Annotated in this window: 23 protein-coding genes; all 23 read left to right on the forward strand. The window is 62.0% G+C overall.

The window, feature by feature from the left end:
- The first annotated feature begins 74 nt into the window (after positions 1–74).
- The 23 genes from BLL38_RS13595 to BLL38_RS13705 all read left to right on the forward strand — a co-directional run bounded on the left by BLL38_RS13595 (position 75) and on the right by BLL38_RS13705 (position 20348).
- Positions 75–1550 (forward strand): sigma-54 dependent transcriptional regulator, encoded by a 1476-nt coding sequence (locus BLL38_RS13595; RefSeq protein ID WP_017845374.1) that lies wholly within the window; start codon positions 75–77, stop codon positions 1548–1550.
- Positions 1551–1660: 110 nt separating this feature from the next.
- Positions 1661–2872, forward strand: coding sequence for a sensor histidine kinase (locus BLL38_RS13600; RefSeq protein ID WP_076963048.1), 1212 nt, complete (start codon positions 1661–1663; stop codon positions 2870–2872).
- Between the two features lie 6 nt (positions 2873–2878).
- Positions 2879–4258, forward strand: coding sequence for a sigma-54-dependent transcriptional regulator (locus BLL38_RS13605; protein ID WP_076963046.1), 1380 nt, complete (start codon positions 2879–2881; stop codon positions 4256–4258).
- A gap of 131 nt (positions 4259–4389) precedes the next feature.
- Positions 4390–4719, forward strand: a complete 330-nt coding sequence (fliE, locus tag BLL38_RS13610; protein ID WP_038446966.1) for a flagellar hook-basal body complex protein FliE — start codon at positions 4390–4392, stop codon at positions 4717–4719.
- 16 nt (positions 4720–4735) lie between these two features.
- Positions 4736–6508, forward strand: coding sequence for a flagellar basal-body MS-ring/collar protein FliF (gene fliF / locus BLL38_RS13615; RefSeq protein ID WP_038446968.1), 1773 nt, complete (start codon positions 4736–4738; stop codon positions 6506–6508).
- Entirely contained in the window at positions 6501–7520 is a 1020-nt protein-coding gene (gene fliG / locus BLL38_RS13620; protein WP_029292514.1) for a flagellar motor switch protein FliG, read from the forward strand. The genes fliF and fliG overlap by 8 nt, the downstream gene beginning before the upstream one ends.
- A gap of 10 nt (positions 7521–7530) precedes the next feature.
- A complete protein-coding gene (gene fliH / locus BLL38_RS13625) occupies positions 7531–8295 on the forward strand; it encodes a flagellar assembly protein FliH (protein ID WP_038446970.1) in 765 nt (254 codons plus the stop codon).
- Positions 8285–9643, forward strand: coding sequence for a flagellar protein export ATPase FliI (fliI, locus tag BLL38_RS13630; RefSeq protein ID WP_038446972.1), 1359 nt, complete (start codon positions 8285–8287; stop codon positions 9641–9643). The genes fliH and fliI overlap by 11 nt, the downstream gene beginning before the upstream one ends.
- Before the next feature lie 6 nt (positions 9644–9649).
- Positions 9650–10099: a flagellar export protein FliJ gene (gene fliJ, locus BLL38_RS13635; protein ID WP_038446974.1), complete on the forward strand. Its 450-nt coding sequence runs from the start codon at positions 9650–9652 to the stop codon at positions 10097–10099.
- A 100-nt stretch (positions 10100–10199) separates the two neighbouring features.
- A complete protein-coding gene (locus tag BLL38_RS13640) occupies positions 10200–10505 on the forward strand; it encodes an STAS domain-containing protein (RefSeq protein WP_038446976.1) in 306 nt (101 codons plus the stop codon).
- Positions 10502–12214, forward strand: a complete 1713-nt coding sequence (locus BLL38_RS13645; RefSeq protein ID WP_038446978.1) for an ATP-binding SpoIIE family protein phosphatase — start codon at positions 10502–10504, stop codon at positions 12212–12214. Before BLL38_RS13640 ends, BLL38_RS13645 begins: the two co-directional genes overlap by 4 nt.
- Before the next feature lie 30 nt (positions 12215–12244).
- The gene (locus BLL38_RS13650) at positions 12245–12586 is read left to right on the forward strand and encodes an Hpt domain-containing protein (RefSeq protein WP_038446980.1); all 342 of its coding nucleotides are present in this window, start codon (positions 12245–12247) and stop codon (positions 12584–12586) included.
- 90 nt (positions 12587–12676) lie between these two features.
- Positions 12677–13996, forward strand: coding sequence for a flagellar hook-length control protein FliK (locus tag BLL38_RS13655; RefSeq protein WP_038446982.1), 1320 nt, complete (start codon positions 12677–12679; stop codon positions 13994–13996).
- 143 nt (positions 13997–14139) lie between these two features.
- Entirely contained in the window at positions 14140–14643 is a 504-nt protein-coding gene (gene fliL / locus BLL38_RS13660) for a flagellar basal body-associated protein FliL (RefSeq protein WP_038446984.1), read from the forward strand.
- Between the two features lie 9 nt (positions 14644–14652).
- Complete coding sequence (gene fliM / locus BLL38_RS13665) at positions 14653–15621, forward strand: flagellar motor switch protein FliM (protein WP_029292532.1); 969 nt, start codon at positions 14653–14655, stop codon at positions 15619–15621.
- 55 nt (positions 15622–15676) lie between these two features.
- Positions 15677–16144 (forward strand): flagellar motor switch protein FliN, encoded by a 468-nt coding sequence (gene fliN / locus BLL38_RS13670; protein WP_029292534.1) that lies wholly within the window; start codon positions 15677–15679, stop codon positions 16142–16144.
- Position 16145: 1 nt separating this feature from the next.
- Complete coding sequence (gene fliO / locus BLL38_RS13675) at positions 16146–16580, forward strand: flagellar biosynthetic protein FliO (RefSeq protein ID WP_038446986.1); 435 nt, start codon at positions 16146–16148, stop codon at positions 16578–16580.
- Entirely contained in the window at positions 16580–17323 is a 744-nt protein-coding gene (gene fliP, locus BLL38_RS13680) for a flagellar type III secretion system pore protein FliP (protein WP_038446988.1), read from the forward strand. The genes fliO and fliP overlap by 1 nt, the downstream gene beginning before the upstream one ends.
- 4 nt (positions 17324–17327) lie before the next feature.
- A complete protein-coding gene (gene fliQ, locus BLL38_RS13685; RefSeq protein WP_038446989.1) occupies positions 17328–17597 on the forward strand; it encodes a flagellar biosynthesis protein FliQ in 270 nt (89 codons plus the stop codon).
- 4 nt (positions 17598–17601) lie between these two features.
- A complete protein-coding gene (gene fliR, locus BLL38_RS13690; RefSeq protein WP_038446990.1) occupies positions 17602–18387 on the forward strand; it encodes a flagellar biosynthetic protein FliR in 786 nt (261 codons plus the stop codon).
- A 3-nt stretch (positions 18388–18390) separates the two neighbouring features.
- Positions 18391–19527 carry a flagellar biosynthesis protein FlhB gene (flhB, locus tag BLL38_RS13695; protein WP_076963047.1) on the forward strand — a complete coding sequence of 379 codons (1137 nt, stop codon included), beginning with the start codon at positions 18391–18393 and terminating at the stop codon, positions 19525–19527.
- A gap of 344 nt (positions 19528–19871) precedes the next feature.
- Positions 19872–20093: a hypothetical protein gene (locus BLL38_RS30525; RefSeq protein ID WP_130898221.1), complete on the forward strand. Its 222-nt coding sequence runs from the start codon at positions 19872–19874 to the stop codon at positions 20091–20093.
- Positions 20094–20348: a hypothetical protein gene (locus BLL38_RS13705; RefSeq protein WP_242627610.1), complete on the forward strand. Its 255-nt coding sequence runs from the start codon at positions 20094–20096 to the stop codon at positions 20346–20348.
- The last annotated feature ends 64 nt before the right edge of the window (positions 20349–20412 follow it).

Consider the following 20412-nt stretch of genomic DNA (forward strand, 5'->3'; position numbering starts at 1 on the left):
AGGTAAGAAGTCTTACAGGCATCTAGATAGCCCGCACTCTGGGCAGAGCGTTTTACTAGGGAAGTTGCTATTGCATGTGGCGTGAAACCAAAATTCTGCTGATTGATGACGATAGCGTCCGCCGCCGCGATTTAGCGGTGATTTTAAATTTTCTTGGCGAAGAAAATCTGCCCTGCGGTAGCCATGATTGGCAGCAGGCGGTCAGCTCGTTGTCCTCGAGCCGTGAAATCATTTGTGTACTGATCGGGACGGTAAACGCTCCTGGCGCAGTTCTGGGCTTGTTAAAGACACTGTCAACCTGGGATGAGTTCCTTCCGGTGTTGCTGATGGGCGATATTTCTTCGCTCGACCTGCCGGAAGATCAGCGCCGCCGGGTGTTGTCCGCCCTGGAAATGCCGCCCAGCTACAGCAAATTGCTCGACTCCCTGCACCGCGCCCAGGTCTATCGCGAGATGTACGACCAGGCCCGTGAGCGCGGTCGTCACCGCGAACCCAACCTGTTCCGCAGCCTCGTCGGCACCAGCCGGGCGATCCAGCACGTGCGCCAGATGATGCAGCAAGTGGCCGATACCGACGCCAGTGTGCTGATCCTCGGCGAGTCGGGCACCGGCAAGGAAGTGGTCGCGCGCAACCTGCACTATCACTCCAAGCGCCGCGACGGGCCCTTTGTGCCGGTCAATTGCGGGGCGATCCCGGCAGAGCTGCTCGAAAGCGAACTGTTCGGCCACGAGAAGGGCGCCTTTACCGGGGCGATCACCAGCCGTGCCGGGCGTTTCGAGCTGGCCAACGGCGGCACCCTGTTCCTCGACGAAATCGGCGACATGCCGCTGCCGATGCAGGTCAAGCTGTTGCGCGTGTTGCAGGAGCGCACCTTCGAACGCGTGGGCAGCAACAAGACCCAGAGCGTTGACGTGCGGATCATTGCGGCCACCCACAAGAACCTCGAAAGCATGATCGAGGTCGGCAGCTTCCGCGAAGACCTCTATTACCGCCTCAACGTGTTCCCGATCGAGATGGCCCCGCTGCGTGAGCGCGTGGAAGACATCCCGCTGCTGATGAACGAACTGATCTCGCGCATGGAGCACGAAAAGCGCGGTTCGATCCGCTTCAATTCGGCAGCGATCATGTCCCTGTGTCGTCACGGCTGGCCGGGCAACGTCCGCGAGCTGGCCAACCTGGTGGAGCGCATGGCGATCATGCATCCCTACGGTGTGATCGGCGTGGTCGAGCTGCCGAAGAAATTCCGCTACGTCGACGAAGAAGACGAGCATCTGGTGGACAGCCTGCGCAGCGACATGGAAGAGCGGATTGCCTTCAACGGCCATACCCCGGACTTCGGTGCCAACGCGATGCTGCCGCCGGAAGGCCTGGACCTCAAAGACTACCTCGGCAACCTCGAGCAAGGGTTGATCCAGCAGGCCCTGGACGACGCCAACGGCATCGTCGCCCGTGCGGCCGAGCGCCTGCGTATCCGTCGAACCACCCTGGTGGAAAAGATGCGCAAGTACGGGATGAGCCGCCGAGACGGTGATGAACAGGCAGATGATTGACGCCTGTTTTTCAACTAACTGAAAAATAAGCGTATTTTTTTAGGCACGGGTATTGCTACAGCCCTCGCAACGTTCCGTTTAACTGACGGTCAGCCAAGCGAGAGAGCATGATGCCCCACGCCGCCCAACTACCTTTGGCCCCTGAACTCCAGGGGCCTGTCCCGTCCGCCGAACAGCTCAGCCGGCATGGCCTTGAGCAGGCGTTCTCGCTGTTCAGTCAGATGTCCAGCCAGTTGACTGACTCCTACAGCCTGCTGGAAGCGCGGGTCTCCGAGCTCAAGGGCGAGTTGGCGGTGGTCAGTGCCCAGCGCATGGAAGAGCTGGCCGAGAAAGAGCGCCTGGCCAACCGTCTGCAGAACCTGCTCGATCTGTTGCCTGGCGGTGTGATCGTCATCGACGACCAGGGCCGTGTGCGCGAAGCCAACCCGGCCGCCTGCGACCTGCTCGGGCTGCCGTTGGAGGGCGAACTGTGGCGCCATGTGATCAGCCGCTGCTTCGCGCCGCGTGAAGATGACGGCCATGAAATCTCCCTCAAGGATGGGCGCCGCTTGTCCATCGCCACTCGCTCCCTCGACGCGGAGCCCGGTCAACTGGTGCTGCTCAACGATCTGACTGAAACCCGTCACCTGCAAGACCAACTGGCGCGCCATGAGCGCTTGTCGTCGCTGGGTAGGATGGTCGCTTCTTTGGCGCATCAGATCCGCACGCCGTTGTCGGCAGCGTTGATCTACGCCAGTCATTTGACTGATGAGCAATTGCCCGCCGACACCCACCAGCGTTTTGCCGGACGCCTCAAGGAGCGCTTGCATGAGTTGGAGCACCAGGTGCGCGACATGCTGGTGTTTGCCCGCGGCGAATTGCCGCTGACCGACCGCATCACGCCGTCCGGCCTGATGCAGGCGTTGCAAGCGGCGGCCGCCACCCATGTGCAGGACGCCAATGTGCGCTGGCAGTGCGACAGCCACCAAGGCGAATTGCTGTGCAACCGCGACACCCTGGTGGGCGCGCTGCTCAACCTGATCGAAAACGCGACCCAGGCCAGCGGCCCCGGTGCGCGGCTCAAGGTGCATGTGTACGCCCGTGCGCAAACCCTGCGCCTGTGCATCAGCGACAGCGGCAGCGGTATCGAGCCGCAAGTGCTGCAGCGCCTGGGCGAACCGTTTTTCACCACCAAGACCAACGGTACGGGCCTCGGCCTGACGGTGGTCAAGGCCGTGGCGCGCGCCCATCAGGGAGAATTGCAACTGCGTTCCCGCTTGGGGCGTGGCACTTGTGCATTGATGACCTTGCCGCTGTTTTCATGCGCGGCAAGCGCGGAGTAAAAGGCTATGGCTATCAAGGTTCTGTTGGTGGAAGACGATCGTGCCCTGCGTGAGGCATTGGCTGACACGCTGCTGCTGGCGGGCCATGACTATCGGGCGGTCGGTTCTGCCGAGGACGCCTTGGCGGCGGTGGAGCAAGAAGCCTTCAGCCTGGTGGTCAGCGACGTGAACATGCCTGGCATGGACGGCCATCAGTTGCTCGCGCTGCTGCGCGCACGCCAGCCGCAGTTGCCGGTGCTGCTGATGACCGCCCATGGCGCCGTCGAGCGCGCAGTGGATGCCATGCGCCAGGGCGCGGCGGATTACCTGGTCAAACCGTTCGAGCCCAAGGCGTTGATCGAACTGGTGGCGCGGCATGCCCTGGGGGTGATTCCAGCCGGCGAGGCAGACGGCCCGATTGCTTTTGAGCCGGCCAGCGCACAATTGCTGGAGCTCGCGGCCCGCGTGGCGCGCAGTGACTCCACCGTGTTGATTTCCGGCGAGTCGGGCACCGGCAAAGAAGTGCTGGCGCGCTATATCCACCAGCAATCAGGGCGCGCCCAGCAGCCCTTTATCGCGATCAATTGCGCGGCGATCCCCGACAACATGCTCGAAGCCACGCTGTTCGGCCACGAAAAGGGCTCCTTCACCGGCGCCATCGCGGCCCAGGCGGGCAAGTTCGAGCAGGCCGACGGCGGTACCATCCTGCTCGACGAAATTTCGGAAATGCCCCTGGGTCTGCAAGCCAAACTGCTGCGGGTGCTGCAGGAGCGTGAAGTGGAGCGGGTCGGCGCGCGCAAGCCGATCCAGCTGGATATCCGCGTGGTCGCCACCACCAACCGCGACCTCGCCGGCGAAGTGGCGGCGGGGCGTTTTCGTGAAGATCTGTTCTACCGGCTCTCGGTCTTCCCGTTGGCCTGGCGCCCGCTGCGTGAACGCCCGGCCGATATCGTGCCGCTGGCCGAGCGCCTGCTGAGCAAGCACGTCAATAAAATGAAGCACGCCCAGGCGCGCCTGTCGGCCGAAGCCCAGGCGTGTCTGATCAGCTACCCATGGCCTGGCAACGTGCGCGAGCTGGACAATGCGATCCAGCGCGCGCTGATTTTGCAGCAGGGCGGCCTGATCCAGCCCCAGGACTTCTGCCTGGCGGTCGGCGCGGGTACTGCGCCGACCCCGAGCCTGGCCCCGGCCCCGCTGGAAAGTGCCCCGGCCGAGGCCGCTGGCGGCCTGGGCGACGACCTGCGTCGCCGCGAATTCCAGATGATCATCGACACCCTGCGTGCCGAGCGTGGCCGCCGCAAAGAGGCGGCCGAGCGCCTGGGTATCAGCCCGCGCACCCTGCGCTACAAGCTGGCGCAAATGCGCGATGCCGGGATGGACGTGGAAGCGTTCCTTTTCGCCAGCTGAGATACACATCAGCTGACAAGGTTTGTCGGCTTTTCTTACGACTTGCCATGGAGCTGGCACCCTTGTTGCTACCACCCGTACTAACCGCTGCGTAGTGTCAAAAAATTGCGGGTCGTCGGAGAGAGAAGTTCATGAGCCAAGGTGTTGAGTTCAATCGGTTGATGTTGGATATGCGTTCCATGCAAATGGACGCCATGTCCCAGCCGAAATCCGTCGCGCACGTGCCGGAATTGGGCCAAAGCAGCTTTGCCGACATGCTCGGTCAAGCCATCAACAAAGTCAGCGATACCCAGCAGGCCTCCAGCCAACTGGCGAGCGCCTTTGAAATCGGCAAGAGCGGCGTGGACCTCACCGACGTGATGATCGCTTCGCAGAAAGCCAGCGTTTCCTTCCAGGCCTTGACCCAGGTGCGTAACAAGCTGGTTCAGGCTTATCAAGACATCATGCAGATGCCGGTTTAAGGACGAGATTTAAGTCATGGCAGAAGCAGTCGTGGATAACGCACCCGCCAAGGCAGACGGCAAGCCGCCGCTGTTTGGCCTGTCGTTCCTGGAAAACCTCTCCGAAATGACCATGTTGCGTCAGGTGGGCCTGATGGTCGGCCTGGCTGCCAGCGTGGCGATTGGTTTTGCCGTGGTGTTGTGGTCCCAGCAGCCCGATTACCGGCCACTCTATGGCAGCCTGGCGGGGATGGACGCCAAGCAGGTCATGGAAACCCTGGCCGCCGCCGATATCGCCTACACCGTCGAGCCCAACTCCGGCGCCTTGCTGGTCAAGGCTGACGATGTCGCCCGTGCGCGCTTGAAGCTGGCCGGCGCCGGCGTGGCGCCTACCGACGGCAACATTGGTTTTGAGATCCTCGATAAAGACCAGGGCCTGGGCACCAGCCAGTTCATGGAAGCCACCCGCTACCGTCGCGGCCTGGAAGGCGAGCTGGCGCGCACCATCGCCAGCTTGAACAACGTCAAGGGTGCCCGTGTGCACCTGGCCATCCCGAAAAGCTCGGTATTTGTGCGCGACGAGCGCAAGCCCAGCGCTTCGGTATTGGTCGAGTTGTTTGCCGGGCGTTCCCTGGAGCCGGGTCAGGTCCTGGCCATCGTCAATCTGGTGGCGACCAGCGTTCCTGAGTTGAGCAAGTCGCAAATTACCGTGGTCGACCAGAAGGGCAACCTGCTCTCCGACCAGGCGGAAAACTCCGCACTGACCATGGCCGGCAAGCAGTTCGACTACAGCCGCCGCATGGAAAGCATGCTGACCCAGCGCGTACACAACATCCTGCAACCGGTACTGGGCAACGACCGCTACAAGGCTGAAGTGTCTGCCGACGTGGACTTCAGCGCCGTCGAGTCGACGTCCGAACAGTTCAACCCCGACCAGCCGGCCCTGCGCAGCGAGCAATCGACCAGCGAACAACGCACCGCCGCCAATGGCCCGCAAGGGGTGCCTGGCGCCCTGAGCAACCAGCCGCCAGCGCCGGCCAGCGCCCCGCAAACCACCGGTGGCGCCGCCGCGACCGCCGGCGCCGTGCAACCAGGTCAGCCGCTGCTGGATGCCAACGGCCAGCAGATCATGGACCCGGCCACCGGCCAGCCGATGCTTGCGCCGTACCCGGCCGACAAGCGCCAGCAGTCCACGAAGAACTTCGAGCTGGACCGCTCCATCAGCCACACCAAGCAACAGCAAGGGCGCTTGAACCGCCTGTCGGTGTCGGTGGTGGTGGACGACCAGGTCAAGATCAACGCCGCCAACGGTGAAACCACCCGGGCCCCGTGGAGTGCCGATGAATTGGCACGTTTCACCCGCCTGGTGCAGGACGCCGTAGGCTTCGATGCCAGCCGTGGCGACAGCGTCAGCGTGATCAACATGCCGTTCTCCCTGGAGCGCGGTGAGGTGATTGCCGATATTCCGTTCTACTCTCAACCCTGGTTCTGGGACATCGTCAAGCAAGTGCTGGGGGTGTTGTTCATCCTGGTGCTGGTGTTTGGCGTGCTGCGCCCTGTGCTCAACAACATTACCGGCCACGGCAAGAAGCAACTGGCGCCGTTCGGTGATGTGGAGTTGGGTGGCATGGGCGGCCTGGATGGCGAACTGGCCAACGACCGCGTCAGCCTCGGCGGGCCGCAGAGCATTCTGCTGCCAAGCCCGAGCGAAGGGTATGACGCGCAGTTGAATGCAATCAAAAGTCTGGTGGCAGAAGACCCGGGCCGTGTGGCCCAGGTCGTGAAAGAGTGGATCAACGCAGATGAGTGATAATCGAGCCTCTGTTGCCAAGCTGACCCGGGTCGACAAAGCCGCCGTGCTGTTGCTGTCCCTGGGTGAGACCGACGCGGCCCAAGTGCTGCGCCATATGGGCCCCAAGGAAGTGCAACGGGTCGGCGTGGCCATGGCGCAGATGCGCAATGTGCACCGCGAGCAAGTCGAGCAGGTGATGAGCGAGTTCGTCGAGATCGTCGGCGACCAGACCAGCCTGGGCGTCGGCTCCGACAGCTACATCCGCAAGATGCTCACCTCGGCCCTGGGCGAAGACAAAGCCAACGGCTTGATCGACCGTATCCTGCTGGGCGGCAACACCAGCGGCCTGGACAGCCTCAAATGGATGGAGCCGCGGGCGGTGGCGGACGTGATCCGTTACGAGCACCCGCAGATCCAGGCGATTGTCGTGGCCTATCTGGACCCGGACCAGGCCGGCGAAGTGCTTGGCCATTTCGATCATAAAGTGCGCCTGGATATCATCCTGCGTGTCTCGTCGTTGAACACCGTGCAACCGGCGGCCCTGAAAGAGCTGAACACGATCCTGGAGAAGCAGTTCTCCGGCAACTCCAACGCGGCACGCACCACCCTGGGGGGTATCAAGCGCGCGGCCGACATCATGAACTTCCTCGACAGTTCGGTGGAAGGTCAGTTGATGGACTCGATCCGCGAGATCGACGATACCCTGTCGGTACAGATCGAAGACCTGATGTTCGTGTTCAACAACCTCTCCGATGTCGACGACCGTGGCATCCAGGCATTGCTGCGCGAAGTGTCCTCCGATGTGCTGGTGCTGGCCCTCAAGGGGTCGGATGAAGGCGTCAAGGAGAAAATCTTCAAGAACATGTCCAAGCGCGCCTCCGAACTGTTGCGCGACGACCTCGAAGCCAAGGGCCCGGTGCGCGTCAGCGACGTGGAAACTGCACAGAAAGAAATCCTCACCATTGCCCGCCGTATGGCCGAAGCCGGAGAAATCGTCCTCGGCGGGAAGGGCGGCGAAGAAATGATCTAAGGCCCAGCGCATGTCGAACAATGATGAGACGCCCAGCGACCTGATTCGCGCCCGGGACGTCGGCGGGTTCGACGTCTGGTCGCTGCCCAGCTTCGATCCGCACAAGCCCGAACCCGAACCCGAGCCGGTGCAAGAAGTGCCGGTGGAAATGGAAGAAGTGCCGCTGGAAGAAGTCCAGCCACTGACCCTCGAAGAGCTCGAAAGCATCCGCCAGGAGGCATACAACGAAGGCTTTGCCACCGGCGAAAAAGAGGGTTTCCATAGCACCACCCTCAAGGTCCGCCAGGAAGCCGACGCGGCCCTCCAGGTAAAGCTGGCCAGCCTCGAACGCCTGATGGGCAACCTGTTTGCGCCGATTGCCGAGCAGGACTCGCAGTTGGAAAAAGCCATGGTCGGCCTGGTGGAACACATCACTCGCCAGGTTATCCAGCGTGAACTGGTGCTGGACTCCAGCCATATCGAAAGCGTGATGCGCGAAGCCCTCAAGCTGCTGCCCCTGGGCGTGGGCAATGTGCGGCTGTACATCAACCCCCAGGATTTCGAGCAGGTCAAAGCCCTGCGCGAGCGCCATGAGGAAACCTGGCGGATTGTCGAGGATGCCGCATTGCAGCCCGGTGGTTGCCGGGTCGAGACCGAACACAGCCGCATCGATGCCACGGTCGAGACACGTATCGCGCAGATCATGGCCAAGCTGTTCGACCAGTTGCACGAACAGGCCCTGCACCCGGCGGCGCCTGACCTGAACATCGACCTGGACGCGCCTGATGCGCCTTGACCGCACCAGTTTCGCCAAGCGCCTGGGCGGTTATATCGAAGCCACCGAATTGCCCGGCCAGCCCATCCTTGAGGGTCGCCTGCTGCGCATGGTCGGCCTGACCCTTGAAGCCGAAGGCCTGCGCGCCGCCATGGGCAGCCGCTGCCTGGTGATCAACGATGACAGCTACCACCCGGTGCAGGTGGAGGCGGAAGTCATGGGCTTTTCCGGCAGTAAGATCTTCCTGATGCCGGTGGGCAGCCTCGCCGGCATTGCGCCGGGCGCGCGGGTCGTACCGCTGGCCGACACCGGGCGCCTGCCGATGGGCATGAGCATGCTCGGTCGCGTGCTGGACGGCGCCGGTCGTGCGCTGGACGGCAAAGGCGGGATGAAGGCCGAGGACTGGGTACCGATGGACGGCCCGACCATCAACCCGCTCAAGCGCAACCCCATCAGCCAGCCGCTGGACGTGGGCATTCGCTGTATCAACGGATTATTGACGGTCGGCCGCGGCCAGCGCCTGGGCCTGTTTGCCGGTACCGGCGTGGGCAAGAGTGTGCTGCTGGGCATGATGACGCGCTTTACCGAGGCCGACATCATCGTGGTCGGGCTGATCGGTGAGCGGGGCCGTGAGGTGAAGGAGTTCATCGAGCATATCCTTGGTGAAGAAGGCCTCAAACGCTCGGTGGTGGTGGCGTCCCCGGCGGATGATGCGCCGCTGATGCGCCTGCGCGCCGCCATGTACTGCACGCGGATTGCCGAATATTTTCGCGACAAGGGCAAGAACGTCCTGTTGCTGATGGACTCCCTCACGCGTTTCGCCCAGGCCCAGCGGGAAATCGCCCTGGCCATTGGCGAGCCGCCAGCGACCAAGGGCTATCCGCCGTCGGTGTTCGCCAAGCTGCCCAAGCTGGTGGAGCGCGCGGGGAATGCCGAGGCCGGTGGTGGCTCGATCACTGCGTTCTACACCGTGCTGTCCGAAGGCGATGACCAGCAGGACCCGATTGCCGACTCGGCGCGGGGCGTGCTCGATGGGCATATCGTGCTGTCGCGGCGCCTGGCCGAGGAAGGGCACTATCCGGCCATCGATATCGAGGCGTCCATCAGCCGGGTGATGCCGTCGGTGGTCAGCGCCGAGCATATGACTCGCGCCCAGCAGTTCAAGCAGTTGTGGTCGCGCTACCAGCAGAGCCGCGACCTGATCAGCGTCGGCGCCTATGTGGCCGGTGGTGACCGTGAGACCGACCTGGCGATTGCCCTGCAACCGCAACTGGTGAGCTACCTGCGCCAGGGGCTGAACGACAACATCAGCATGGTTGAAAGCGAAGCACACCTGGCGTCGGTGTTTGCGCCTGCGCCTGGCGGTTAAGCGGCCATGGCCAACAGTCGCGCCGCGCGCCTTGCTCCCGTGGTGGAGATGGCCGAAAGTGCCGAGCGCACCGCCGCCCAACGCCTGGGGCATTTCCAGGGCCAGGTGCGCCTGGCCGAGAGCAAGCTGGGCGACCTGGAGCGCTTTCGGGGCGAATACCAGCAACAATGGATCGATCGCGGTAGTCAGGGCGTCTCCGGGCAATGGCTGATGAACTATCAGCACTTTCTCAACCAACTGGAAAGCGCCGTCGGCCAGCAGCGCCAGAGTCTGGTCTGGCACCAGAACAACCTCGACAAGGCCCGCGAAGGCTGGCAACAGGCCTACGCCCGGGTCGAAGGCCTGCGCAAGCTGGTGCAGCGCTACATCGACGAGGCTCGGGCGCTGGAAGACAAGCGCGAGCAAAAGCTGCTCGATGAACTGTCCCAGCGCCTGCCGCGCCAGGATCAATCCTAGCCACACCTCTCATCACGCCCGCAGGAGCCGGGGTGAGTTTGCCTGTGCCCTGATCTGCTGCTAAACCTTGTTGCACATCCCACGACAAGGAAGCAGTCGTATGTCAGTCACCTCAGAAGTGTCCCTGGATGGGAAGCAGTTGACGATTGCCGTCAAAGGCCGGTTCGATTTCGGCAGTCACCAGGCTTTTCGCGATGCCTACGAACGGTTCTACAAGGTCCCCGAGACCTACATCGTGGACCTGAAAGAGGCCACCTACCTCGACAGTTCTGCCCTGGGCATGCTGCTGTTACTGCGTGACCATGCCGGTGGCGAGGGCGGCGATGTGCGTGTGATCAACAGCAGCTCTGACGTGCGCAAGATCCTCGCTATCTCCAACTTCGAAAAGCTGTTCGATATCACTTGAGCGCCCAGGCTCTTGAAACCCTGACTGTGCTGATCGCCGAAGACAGCGCCGCCGATCTGCTGCTGCTATCGAGCATCGTGCGGCGCCAGGGCCATCGGGTGATCACCGCCAGTCACGGCCAGGAAGCGGTGGAGTTGTTCGCCCGCGAGCGCCCGCAGTTGGTCTTGATGGATGCGTTGATGCCTGTGATGGACGGCTTTGAAGCCGCCCGGCAGATCAAGCAACTGGCGGGCGAGGCGTTGGTGCCGATCATCTTTTTGACGTCCCTGAGTGGCAGCCAGGCCCTGGCCCGTTGCCTGGATGCCGGTGGCGATGACTTCCTGGCCAAGCCCTACAACCGGATCATCCTCGCGGCGAAGATCAACGCCATGGACCGTCTGCGCCGGCTGCAGGCCACGGTGCTGCAGCAGCGCGACCTGATTGCCCGGCACCATGACTACCTGCTGCATGAGCAGCGGGTGGCCAAGGCGGTGTTCGATAAGGTTGCCCATTCCGGCTGCCTGAACGCTGCGCGCAACATCCGTTACCTGCAATCGCCCTATGCGCTGTTCAATGGCGACTTGCTGCTGGCGGCCTACACGCCGTCGGGCGATATGCATGTGTTGCTGGGCGATTTCACCGGCCATGGCTTGCCGGCGGCGGTCGGTGCGATGCCCCTGGCTGAGGTGTTCTACGGCATGACCGCCAAGGGCTATGGCCTGGCGCAGACCCTGCGGGAAATGAACGCCAAGCTCAAGCGCATCCTGCCGGTGGATATGTTCTGTTGCGCCACGCTGTTGTGCCTCAGTGTGCAGCGGCGGGTGGTGGAAGTGTGGAACGGCGGGATGCCTGATGGTTATGTGCATGAAGTCGCCACGGGAAGGCGCACGCCGCTGGTGTCGCGGCATTTGCCGTTGGGCGTGCTGGCGCCCGAAGTCTTTGATGATGGTACTGAAGTCTGGCCGATGGCCCTGGGTGACCGGGTGTTCCTGCTGTCCGATGGGGTGATTGATACGGCCGATGCCAACGAACAGTTGTTTGGGGTAGAGCGCTTGCTGCAGGTGTTCGCTGCCAATCGTGAGCCGGGATGCCTGTTTGAGGAAATCGAACAAGCCCTGGCCGGGTTTCGTGGGCAGGTGCGTGATGATGTCAGCCTGGTGGAAATCAGCCTGCTGCCCGAGCAGGCTCTGCATTCCTCGGCCATGCAGTACACCGATAGCGGTCAGTCATGCCCGCTGGACTGGTCGGTGAGCTTCGAGTTTCGGGCCGAGACCCTCAAGCGTTACAACCCGTTACCGTATTTGCTGCAACTGCTCCTGGAGATCCACGGCCTGCGTGACCAGAGCGCAGCGTTGTACAGCGTGATGGCCGAGCTGTATTCCAACGCCCTCGAACATGGCGTACTGGGCCTGGACTCACGGCTCAAGCGCGATGTGCAGGGCTTCACCGACTATTATCGCCAGCGCAATGAACGCCTGGCGCTGTTGAGCAATGGCTACATACGTGTGCATGTGGATGTATTGCCGACGCAGGCGGGTGGCCGCCTGAGCCTGCGTATCGAGGACAGTGGCCCGGGTTTTGATGTGGAAAGCGTCCTGGCGCGGCCACTGGATATCGACCGTCTGTCCGGGCGCGGGCTGAACCTGGTCCGGCAACTGTGCAGCCATGTACGCTGGGCGGATGGCGGGCGCAGTGTGTGCGTGGAGTTTTGCTGGGAGGCTCTGGCATAATCCGCCGATTCTTGATCAAGGAGCGAACAAGTGACGCAGATACATATGGACCCTGAAGTATTGGTAGGTTTGCAGGAAGTGATGGAGGGCGAATACCCCCATTTGCTCGACACGTTCCTCGACGATTCGCAAAAACGCGTCGAAGCGCTGCGCAAGGCGCGCGATGATGCCAAGGCCCTGGGGCGTATCGCCCACAGCTTCAAGGGCAGCAGCGGCAACCTCGGGGCGGTACGCCTGGCGCGGCTGTGCCAGCGCCTGGAAGCCGAATCGGCCAAGGCGCAGGTGGCCGACCTGGGCAAGCTGGTCGACCAGATCGATCACGAGTTTGCCCTGGTCAAGCCGCTGTACGAGTCGGAGCGCCAGCGGTTCTAGGGTTGATCGGTCGGGTCGAAAAAGCTGGCCCGACTTTTGCTCTCTATCTCCTGCCTGCGCCCTCGACCCTGCGCAGCGGAGACCTGACTTATGCCTCTAGCCCCCAACTCGCTCCTGCAGGCCGCCCCTGCGGTCAAGCCTCAGGCTTCCCCCGCCAATGCCCAGGCAACGGCCGCGGATGCGCGGGCCAAAGCGCCAGGCTTTGCGCAGGTGTTCGCCAAGGAGTCCAAGGCGGCACCCACCAAGGCTGTGGAGATGGCGCCCAAGCCGAGCCGCGACAAGCCGGCTGATGCCAGCGTCAAGAAGGATACCGGCAACGACAAGCCTGCCGCTGGTACTCCAGCGGTTGCCGATAGCGGCAAGACTTTGCCTGCCACGCCGCCCTCAAAGGCTGACGCGGCAGCCGGCAGCGATGACGATAAAAGTGCGGACAAGGACCTGGCGCAAGCCCAGCCGCCGGCCGTCGATCCGTTGGCCGATCCGGCCTTGATCGCGGCGGTGACACCCGCGCCCGCGGCGGTCCAGGCTGGCGTGGTGGATGACGCCACCACGCCGCTGTTGGTGACCACGCCGCCGCTCGCTGAAGAAGTGGCGCCAGCCTTCGATCCTGAGGCCGATCCATTGGATGCGTTGCCGGCCGTGCGCCTGGCGATGGAGCAGGGCGGTCATGTGTCTGCCAGCAGCCAGGCGGCGCAAAAGAGCCTGCCGACCCAGGCTGAACCTACCGCCGCGCAGAGCTTCACCAACGGCCTGGCCGCGATGGTCGATCAGCAAGCGGCCAAGGACAGCACTGACCAGGGGGGCGAAAAGGCTTTCAGCGGCCTGATCGAAGAGGGCCTCAAGGATTTGAAGGGCGCGAGCAGCGACACGCGCGTCGATGACTTTGCCAATCGCCTGGCCGCCCTGACCCAGGCGGCCACGCCCAAGACCGCCAACGCTTTGCCACTGAACAACCAGCCACTGGCCATGCACCAGAGCGGCTGGACCGAGGAAGTGGTGAACCGGGTCATGTACCTGTCCAGCGCCAACCTCAAGTCTGCCGATATCCAATTGCAGCCTGCTGAGCTGGGACGCCTGGATATTCGGGTGAGCATGACGGCCGACCAGCAGGCCCAGGTCAACTTCATGAGCGGCCATGCCATCGTGCGCGAGGCGCTGGAAAGTCAGTCCGCACGCCTGCGGGAAATGTTCGCCCAGCAGGGCATGGGCCAGGTCGACGTTAACGTGTCCGACCAGTCCCGTGGCTGGCAGGGTCAGGGCCAGGAGCAGCAGAACCAGGCGCGTGGTGTCAGTGGCACGGGTGGACACAGCGACGGGCATGATGGCGGCATCGCTGGCGACGTGAGCGAAGTGGCCGCTCCGCTCGTGCAATCGGTGATCGGCTCCAGTGCCGTGGACTACTACGCCTGACCCGAAACCGACGCCGCCCATGTAGGAGCCGGCAAGCCGGCTCCTACCGTTGATCTCATCGCCCTTGCCGACAACTCTGGCATAACACTTGCTCTTGCCTTCCCGTGGATCTATGAAACCCCGAATAGTGACGGATTATTGGCATGGCGAAGAGTGACGACGCAGCAACAGTACCTGTAGCAGGCAAAGGCAAGCTCAAGATGATCCTGCTGATTGTCGTGGCCTTGTTATTGGCTATCGGCGTGTCGGTGGGGGCTACCTGGTACTTCATGCACAGTGCCCAGAACAAGCCGGTGCCCGCCAGCGATCCCGTCACCAACGTCAAGCAACCGGCAATCTTCGAGCAGATGCTCCCGGCCTTTGTCGCCAACTACAACCAGAACGGCCGGCAACGCTACCTGCAGGTGAGTATTTCCCTGCTGGCGCGCAACCAGGCGGACCTGGATGCCCTCAAGGTGCATATGCCGGTGATCCGCAACAACCTGGTGATGCTGTTCTCCGGGCAGAGTTTCGACAGCCTGGCCACCCCTGTGGGCCAGGAAATGCTGCGCCAGAAAGTCACTGCCAGCGTGCAGGAAGTGGCCCAGAAAGAACTGGGCAAAGTCGTGGTCGAGCAGGCGCTCTTCACTAATTTCGTATTGCAGTAGGATCACGACATGGCCGTGCAAGACCTGCTGTCCCAGGATGAAATCGATGCCCTGTTGCATGGTGTCGACGATGGTCTGGTACAGACCGAAATGGCTGCCGAGCCCGGCAGCGTCAAAAGTTATGACCTGACCAGCCAGGATCGCATCGTCCGCGGACGCATGCCGACCCTGGAGATGATCAACGAACGGTTTGCCCGCTACACCCGTATCAGCATGTTCAACATGCTGCGCCGCTCGGCGGACGTGGCGGTGGGCGGCGTGCAGGTGATGAAGTTTGGCGAGTACGTGCATTCGCTGTACGTGCCCACCAGCCTCAACCTGGTCAAGATCAAGCCATTGCGCGGCACCGCGCTGTTCATTCTCGATGCCAAGCTGGTGTTCAAGCTGGTGGACAACTTCTTTGGCGGCGACGGCCGGCACGCCAAGATCGAAGGTCGAGAATTCACGCCCACCGAACTGCGTGTGGTGCGCATGGTGCTGGAACAGGCCTTTATCGACTTGAAGGAAGCCTGGCAGGCGATCATGGAAGTCAATTTCGAGTACATCAACTCGGAAGTGAACCCGGCCATGGCCAACATCGTCGGGCCCAGCGAAGCCATTGTGGTCTCCACTTTCCATATCGAACTCGATGGCGGCGGCGGCGACCTGCACGTGACCATGCCGTACTCGATGATCGAGCCGGTGCGCGAGATGCTCGACGCGGGCTTTCAGTCCGACCTCGACGACCAGGACGAGCGCTGGGTCAAGGCCCTGCGCGAAGACCTGCTGGATGTCGATGTGCCGCTGAGTGCCACTGTGGCGCGCCGCCAGTTGCGCCTGCGGGACATTTTGCACATGCAGCCGGGGGATGTGATTCCCGTCGAACTGCCGGACGAATTGATCATGCGCGCCAACGGCGTGCCGTCGTTCAAGGTCAAGCTCGGCTCCCACAAGGGCAACCTGGCGTTGCAGGTGGTCGAGCCGATCAACCGTCGCTGACTCACCCCGATGATGCATTCCTAATTCATGATTTTTGCTGCACCGAGGACATGTAATGGCTACCGAACACGAAAACACTTCCGCCGAAGACCAGGCCCTGGCTGATGAATGGGCGGCTGCCCTGGAAGAAACCGGCGATGCGGGCCAGGACGATATCGACGCCTTGCTGGCCGCCGATGCCGCCACTGCGCCGGTGGGCAACCGCTTGCCCATGGAAGAGTTCGGCAGCGTGCCGAAGAACCATGAGCCGGTCTCGCTCGATGGTCCCAACCTGGACGTGATCCTCGATATCCCAGTATCGATTTCCATGGAAGTGGGCAGCACTGAAATCAATATCCGTAACCTGCTGCAGCTTAACCAGGGGTCGGTGATCGAGCTCGACCGCCTGGCCGGCGAGCCGCTGGATGTGCTGGTCAACGGGACGCTGATCGCCCATGGCGAAGTGGTGGTGGTCAACGAGAAGTTCGGCATCCGCCTGACTGATGTGATCAGCCCTAGCGAACGTATCAAGAAGCTGCGCTGAGATGGGGCGTCGCTGGCTGGGACTCTTGTGGGCGCTGCCGCTGGGCGCATTCGCCGCTGAACCGCTGGCCCAGGCCGCAGCCCCAGCTGCCGGCGGCAACGTGGCCGGGCAACTGACCCAGTTGGTGCTTGGCCTGCTGCTGGTGGTGGGGTTGATCTTTGTCCTCGCCTGGTTATTGCGTCGGGTGCAGCGGATCGGCCCGGGCAATGCCCAGGTCATCGAACTGATCGGTTCGCGAGCCCTTGGGCCGCGTGATCGCCTGGTGCTGGTGCAGGTGGGTGAGGAGCAGATCCTGCTCGGCCTGACCCCAGGCCGGATTACCCCGTTGCACGTGCTCAAGCATCCGGTGAGCGTGGCCCAGACCGAGGCCGCCACGCCGGAATTCGCCCAGCGCCTGCTGGAATTGATGGGCAAGGACCAGAAGGATAAGAAGTAATGCGCGTTCTATTGACGCTCATGCTGTTGCTGGCAGCGCCCCTGGCGTTCGGCGCGGACCCGTTGTCGATCCCGGCGATCACCCTGGGCACCAACGCGGCCGGGGCCCAGGAGTATTCGGTCAGCCTGCAGATCCTGCTGATCATGACTGCGCTGAGTTTTATCCCGGCGTTCGTCATGCTCATGACCAGCTTCACCCGGATCATCATTGTGTTCTCGATCCTGCGCCAGGCCCTGGGCCTGCAGCAGACACCGTCGAACCAGATCCTGACCGGCATGGCGCTGTTTCTGACGCTGTTCATCATGGCGCCGGTGTTCGACAAGGTGAACCAGCAGGCCCTGCAGCCCTACCTGGCAGAGAAAATGACGGCCCAGGACGCGGTGCAAAAGGCCCAGGGCCCGATCAAGGACTTCATGCTGTCGCAGACCCGCTCCAGTGACCTGGAACTGTTTGTGCGCCTGTCCAAGCGTACCGATATCCTCAGCCCGGACCAGGCACCGTTGACGATCCTGGTACCGGCGTTCGTCACCTCGGAGTTGAAGACGGCGTTTCAGATCGGCTTCATGATCTTTATCCCGTTCCTGATCATCGACCTGGTGGTGGCCAGTGTGCTGATGGCCATGGGTATGATGATGCTGTCGCCGCTGATTATCTCGTTGCCCTTCAAGATCATGCTGTTTGTCTTGGTGGATGGTTGGGCGCTGATTATCGGCACCCTGGCCGGCAGCTTCGGAGGGGTATAGCGCCATGACCCCGGAAGTCGCCGTCGACCTGTTTCGTGAAGCACTCTGGCTGACCACCCTGATAGTTGCCGTGCTGGTGGTGCCCAGCCTCCTGGTGGGTTTGCTGGTGGCGATGTTCCAGGCCGCCACGCAGATCAACGAACAGACCTTGAGCTTTCTCCCGCGCTTGCTGGTGATGCTGGTCACGCTGATCGTTGCCGGCCCCTGGCTGGTGCAGACCTTCATGGAATACATCCTGCAGTTGTACGGCAGTATTCCGCAGTTGATCGGCTGACCTGATGCAGTCCTTGCTGGCGTTGACCGACACCCAGATCAGTACCTGGGTGGCCGCGTTCATCCTGCCGCTGTTTCGTGTGGGCGCCTTGCTGATGACCATGCCGGTGATCGGCACGACCCTGGTCCCCAAGCGTGTACGCCTGTTTTTCACGGTAGCGATTACCGTGGTTATCGTGCCCACGTTGCCAGCGATGCCGCCGGTCAACGCCCTGGACCTCAGTGCGCTGCTGTTGATTGCCGAACAGATCCTGATCGGCGCCTTGATGGGCTTCTCCCTGACCTTGTTCTTCCAGGCCTTCGTGATTGCCGGGCAAATCGTCTCGATCCAGATGGGCATGGGCTTCGCCTCCATGGTCGACCCCACCAACGGCGTATCGGTGGCGGTCATCGGGCAGTTCCTGACCATGCTGGTGACCCTGCTGTTCCTGGCCATGAACGGTCACCTGGTGGCCTTTGAAATTCTCACTGAAAGCTTCACCACCTTGCCGGTGGGCGAGGGCCTGATCGTCAATCACTTCTGGGAAGTGGTCGGGCGCCTCAGTTGGGTGCTGGGCGCGGCGTTGCTTCTGGTGTTGCCGGCGATCACAGCATTGCTGGTGGTCAACATTGCCTTTGGCGTGATGACCCGTGCCGCGCCGCAATTGAACATCTTCGCCATTGGTTTCCCACTGACCCTGGTGTTGGGCCTGGGGATTTTCTGGATCGGCCTGGCCGACATTCTCAATCAGTATCAACCGCTGGCCAGTGATGCCTTGCAGTTCTTACGTGATCTGGCACGGGCGCGCTGAGCCATGGCCGAGAGCGAGAGTGGTCAGGACAAAACAGAAGACCCCACGGAGAAACGTAAAAAGGACTCCCGGGAAAAGGGCGAGATTGCCCGTTCCAAAGAGCTCAACACCCTGGCGGTGATGCTCGCCGGTGCCGGCGGCCTGCTGATCTACGGCGGCGGCCTGGCACAGGACCTGATGGAGATCATGAAGCACAGCTTCTCCCTGCCCCGGGACGTGTTGCTGGACCCGCGCGCCATGGGCATCTACCTGCTGCATTCGGGGAAAATCGCGATCCTGGCCTCGCAGCCGGTATTGATCACCTTGCTCCTGGCGGCGATCATCGGCCCGATCTCCCTCGGCGGCTGGCTGTTCGCTGCTGGCAGCATGGCACCCAAATTCAGTCGGATGAACCCCGGCGCCGGGATCAAGCGCATGTTCTCGGCCAAGGCCGTGGTGGAACTGCTCAATGCCCTGGCGAAGTTCTTCATCATCCTGTTCGTGGCGTTGGTGGTGTTGAAGTCAGACATCGACGACTTGCTGCGCATCGCCCATGAACCGCTGGAACTGGCAATCATCCATAGTGTGCAGTTGGTGGGCTGGAGTGCCTTGTGGATGGCCTGTGGCCTGATCCTGATTGCGGCGGTGGATGCGCCGATCCAGTTGTGGGAAAGCCACAAGAAACTGCTGATGACCAAGCAGGAAGTGCGCGACGAACACAAGGACCAGGAAGGCAAGCCGGAAGTGAAGCAGCGCATTCGCCAGCTGCAACGCGAAATGTCCCAGCGCAAGATGATGGCTTCGGTGCCCGATGCCGATGTGGTCATCACCAACCCGACTCACTACGCCGTGGCCCTCAAGTACGACCCGGAGAAGGGCGGTGCGCCGATGCTGCTGGCCAAGGGCAGTGACTTCACCGCGTTGAAAATCCGTGAAATTGCGGTGGCCAACGACATCCTGCTGCTGGAGTCGCCAGCGCTGGCGCGTTCGATTTTCTACTCCACCGACCTGGACCAGGAAATCCCCGCCGGGTTGTATCTGGCAGTGGCGCAGGTGCTGGCCTATGTCTATCAGATTCGCCAATACCGCGCGGGCAAGGGCAAACGCCCGGATCCGCTCAAGGATTTGCCGATTCCGCCGGATTTGCGCCGCGATTCTTGAGTTTGGTTGTGGCCTGCACCGGCCTCATCGCCGGCAAGCCGGCTCCTACCGTTTGTTGTGGGAGTCGGGCTTGCCCGCGATGGCGTCGGAACTGGCGACCTGATCGCCCAGGTGGCCACATACCGTCCGTCAAAATCCCTTCAAGCCTGTCGACTTTGACGGTATCCAGCTCCCGTGCAGCGCGCTCTGATAGGCCGGAAAATGCACGGTTCGGGAGAGGGGTAATGGCAATTGGCACAGTGAAGTGGTTCAACGACAGGTGGAATATGAGGTTGTCGAGGGCCCAAAAGGCAAACAGGCAGCCAGCGCCAGGCCGCTCTAGGCCCTGGCACAACCGATCACCGGTGATCCTCAAGCAAAAGTTGGAAGGCTTCTACTCTTGCCATGCCAAAGCGCAGGAAGGGTGTGCTGAGTATTGGGTTAAGGTCTTACCGCTACGGGGGGCAGTTAATAGCAATGTCGATTCGATCAAGCGCGGATTGCTGGAGGAAGGCTATTCTGATGCTGAAATTGAGGTGGCCCGAGAGCAGTTACATCAACTGAATCAACAACAAGGGTGGTACTAAATGGACGCCACAACGATTGCGCTGTGGATCAAAAGCTTGGGGCGCCCTTATGAGTCCCTGGTCTCAGAGGGCATCATTCCCAATATGCCTTTGCGAGAGCTTTATAAAGGGAGGAACTGGCTTGATATTGAGCCAGAGGAAGGAATGGAGTTGAGTTTTTCCGCTGAATCCAAGTGTTTGGAAGCGCTATATTGTAGTGGTCAACTAATTCCGGACACCTCGATAGGTGGTTTCGACGCCATCGCCCGCTCGTAAACGGTCGGTGGCAGATATCCCAGTTTCGAGTGCAGCCGCTCGTTGTTGTAAAACCCAACGATGT

Source organism: Pseudomonas gessardii, from assembly GCF_001983165.1.
GTDB classification, from domain to species: domain Bacteria; phylum Pseudomonadota; class Gammaproteobacteria; order Pseudomonadales; family Pseudomonadaceae; genus Aquipseudomonas; species Aquipseudomonas gessardii.

Coding starts and splice junctions, on each gene's coding strand:
- BLL38_RS13595 (WP_017845374.1), top strand. CDS start 75: ATGTGGCGTGAAACCAAAATTCTGCTGATTGATGACGATAGCGTCCGC.
- BLL38_RS13600 (WP_076963048.1), top strand. CDS start 1,661: ATGCCCCACGCCGCCCAACTACCTTTGGCCCCTGAACTCCAGGGGCCT.
- BLL38_RS13605 (WP_076963046.1), top strand. CDS start 2,879: ATGGCTATCAAGGTTCTGTTGGTGGAAGACGATCGTGCCCTGCGTGAG.
- fliE (WP_038446966.1), top strand. CDS start 4,390: ATGAGCCAAGGTGTTGAGTTCAATCGGTTGATGTTGGATATGCGTTCC.
- fliF (WP_038446968.1), top strand. CDS start 4,736: ATGGCAGAAGCAGTCGTGGATAACGCACCCGCCAAGGCAGACGGCAAG.
- fliG (WP_029292514.1), top strand. CDS start 6,501: ATGAGTGATAATCGAGCCTCTGTTGCCAAGCTGACCCGGGTCGACAAA.
- fliH (WP_038446970.1), top strand. CDS start 7,531: ATGTCGAACAATGATGAGACGCCCAGCGACCTGATTCGCGCCCGGGAC.
- fliI (WP_038446972.1), top strand. CDS start 8,285: ATGCGCCTTGACCGCACCAGTTTCGCCAAGCGCCTGGGCGGTTATATC.
- fliJ (WP_038446974.1), top strand. CDS start 9,650: ATGGCCAACAGTCGCGCCGCGCGCCTTGCTCCCGTGGTGGAGATGGCC.
- BLL38_RS13640 (WP_038446976.1), top strand. CDS start 10,200: ATGTCAGTCACCTCAGAAGTGTCCCTGGATGGGAAGCAGTTGACGATT.
- BLL38_RS13655 (WP_038446982.1), top strand. CDS start 12,677: ATGCCTCTAGCCCCCAACTCGCTCCTGCAGGCCGCCCCTGCGGTCAAG.
- fliL (WP_038446984.1), top strand. CDS start 14,140: ATGGCGAAGAGTGACGACGCAGCAACAGTACCTGTAGCAGGCAAAGGC.
- fliM (WP_029292532.1), top strand. CDS start 14,653: ATGGCCGTGCAAGACCTGCTGTCCCAGGATGAAATCGATGCCCTGTTG.
- fliN (WP_029292534.1), top strand. CDS start 15,677: ATGGCTACCGAACACGAAAACACTTCCGCCGAAGACCAGGCCCTGGCT.
- fliO (WP_038446986.1), top strand. CDS start 16,146: ATGGGGCGTCGCTGGCTGGGACTCTTGTGGGCGCTGCCGCTGGGCGCA.
- fliP (WP_038446988.1), top strand. CDS start 16,580: ATGCGCGTTCTATTGACGCTCATGCTGTTGCTGGCAGCGCCCCTGGCG.
- fliQ (WP_038446989.1), top strand. CDS start 17,328: ATGACCCCGGAAGTCGCCGTCGACCTGTTTCGTGAAGCACTCTGGCTG.
- fliR (WP_038446990.1), top strand. CDS start 17,602: ATGCAGTCCTTGCTGGCGTTGACCGACACCCAGATCAGTACCTGGGTG.
- flhB (WP_076963047.1), top strand. CDS start 18,391: ATGGCCGAGAGCGAGAGTGGTCAGGACAAAACAGAAGACCCCACGGAG.
- BLL38_RS13705 (WP_242627610.1), top strand. CDS start 20,094: ATGGACGCCACAACGATTGCGCTGTGGATCAAAAGCTTGGGGCGCCCT.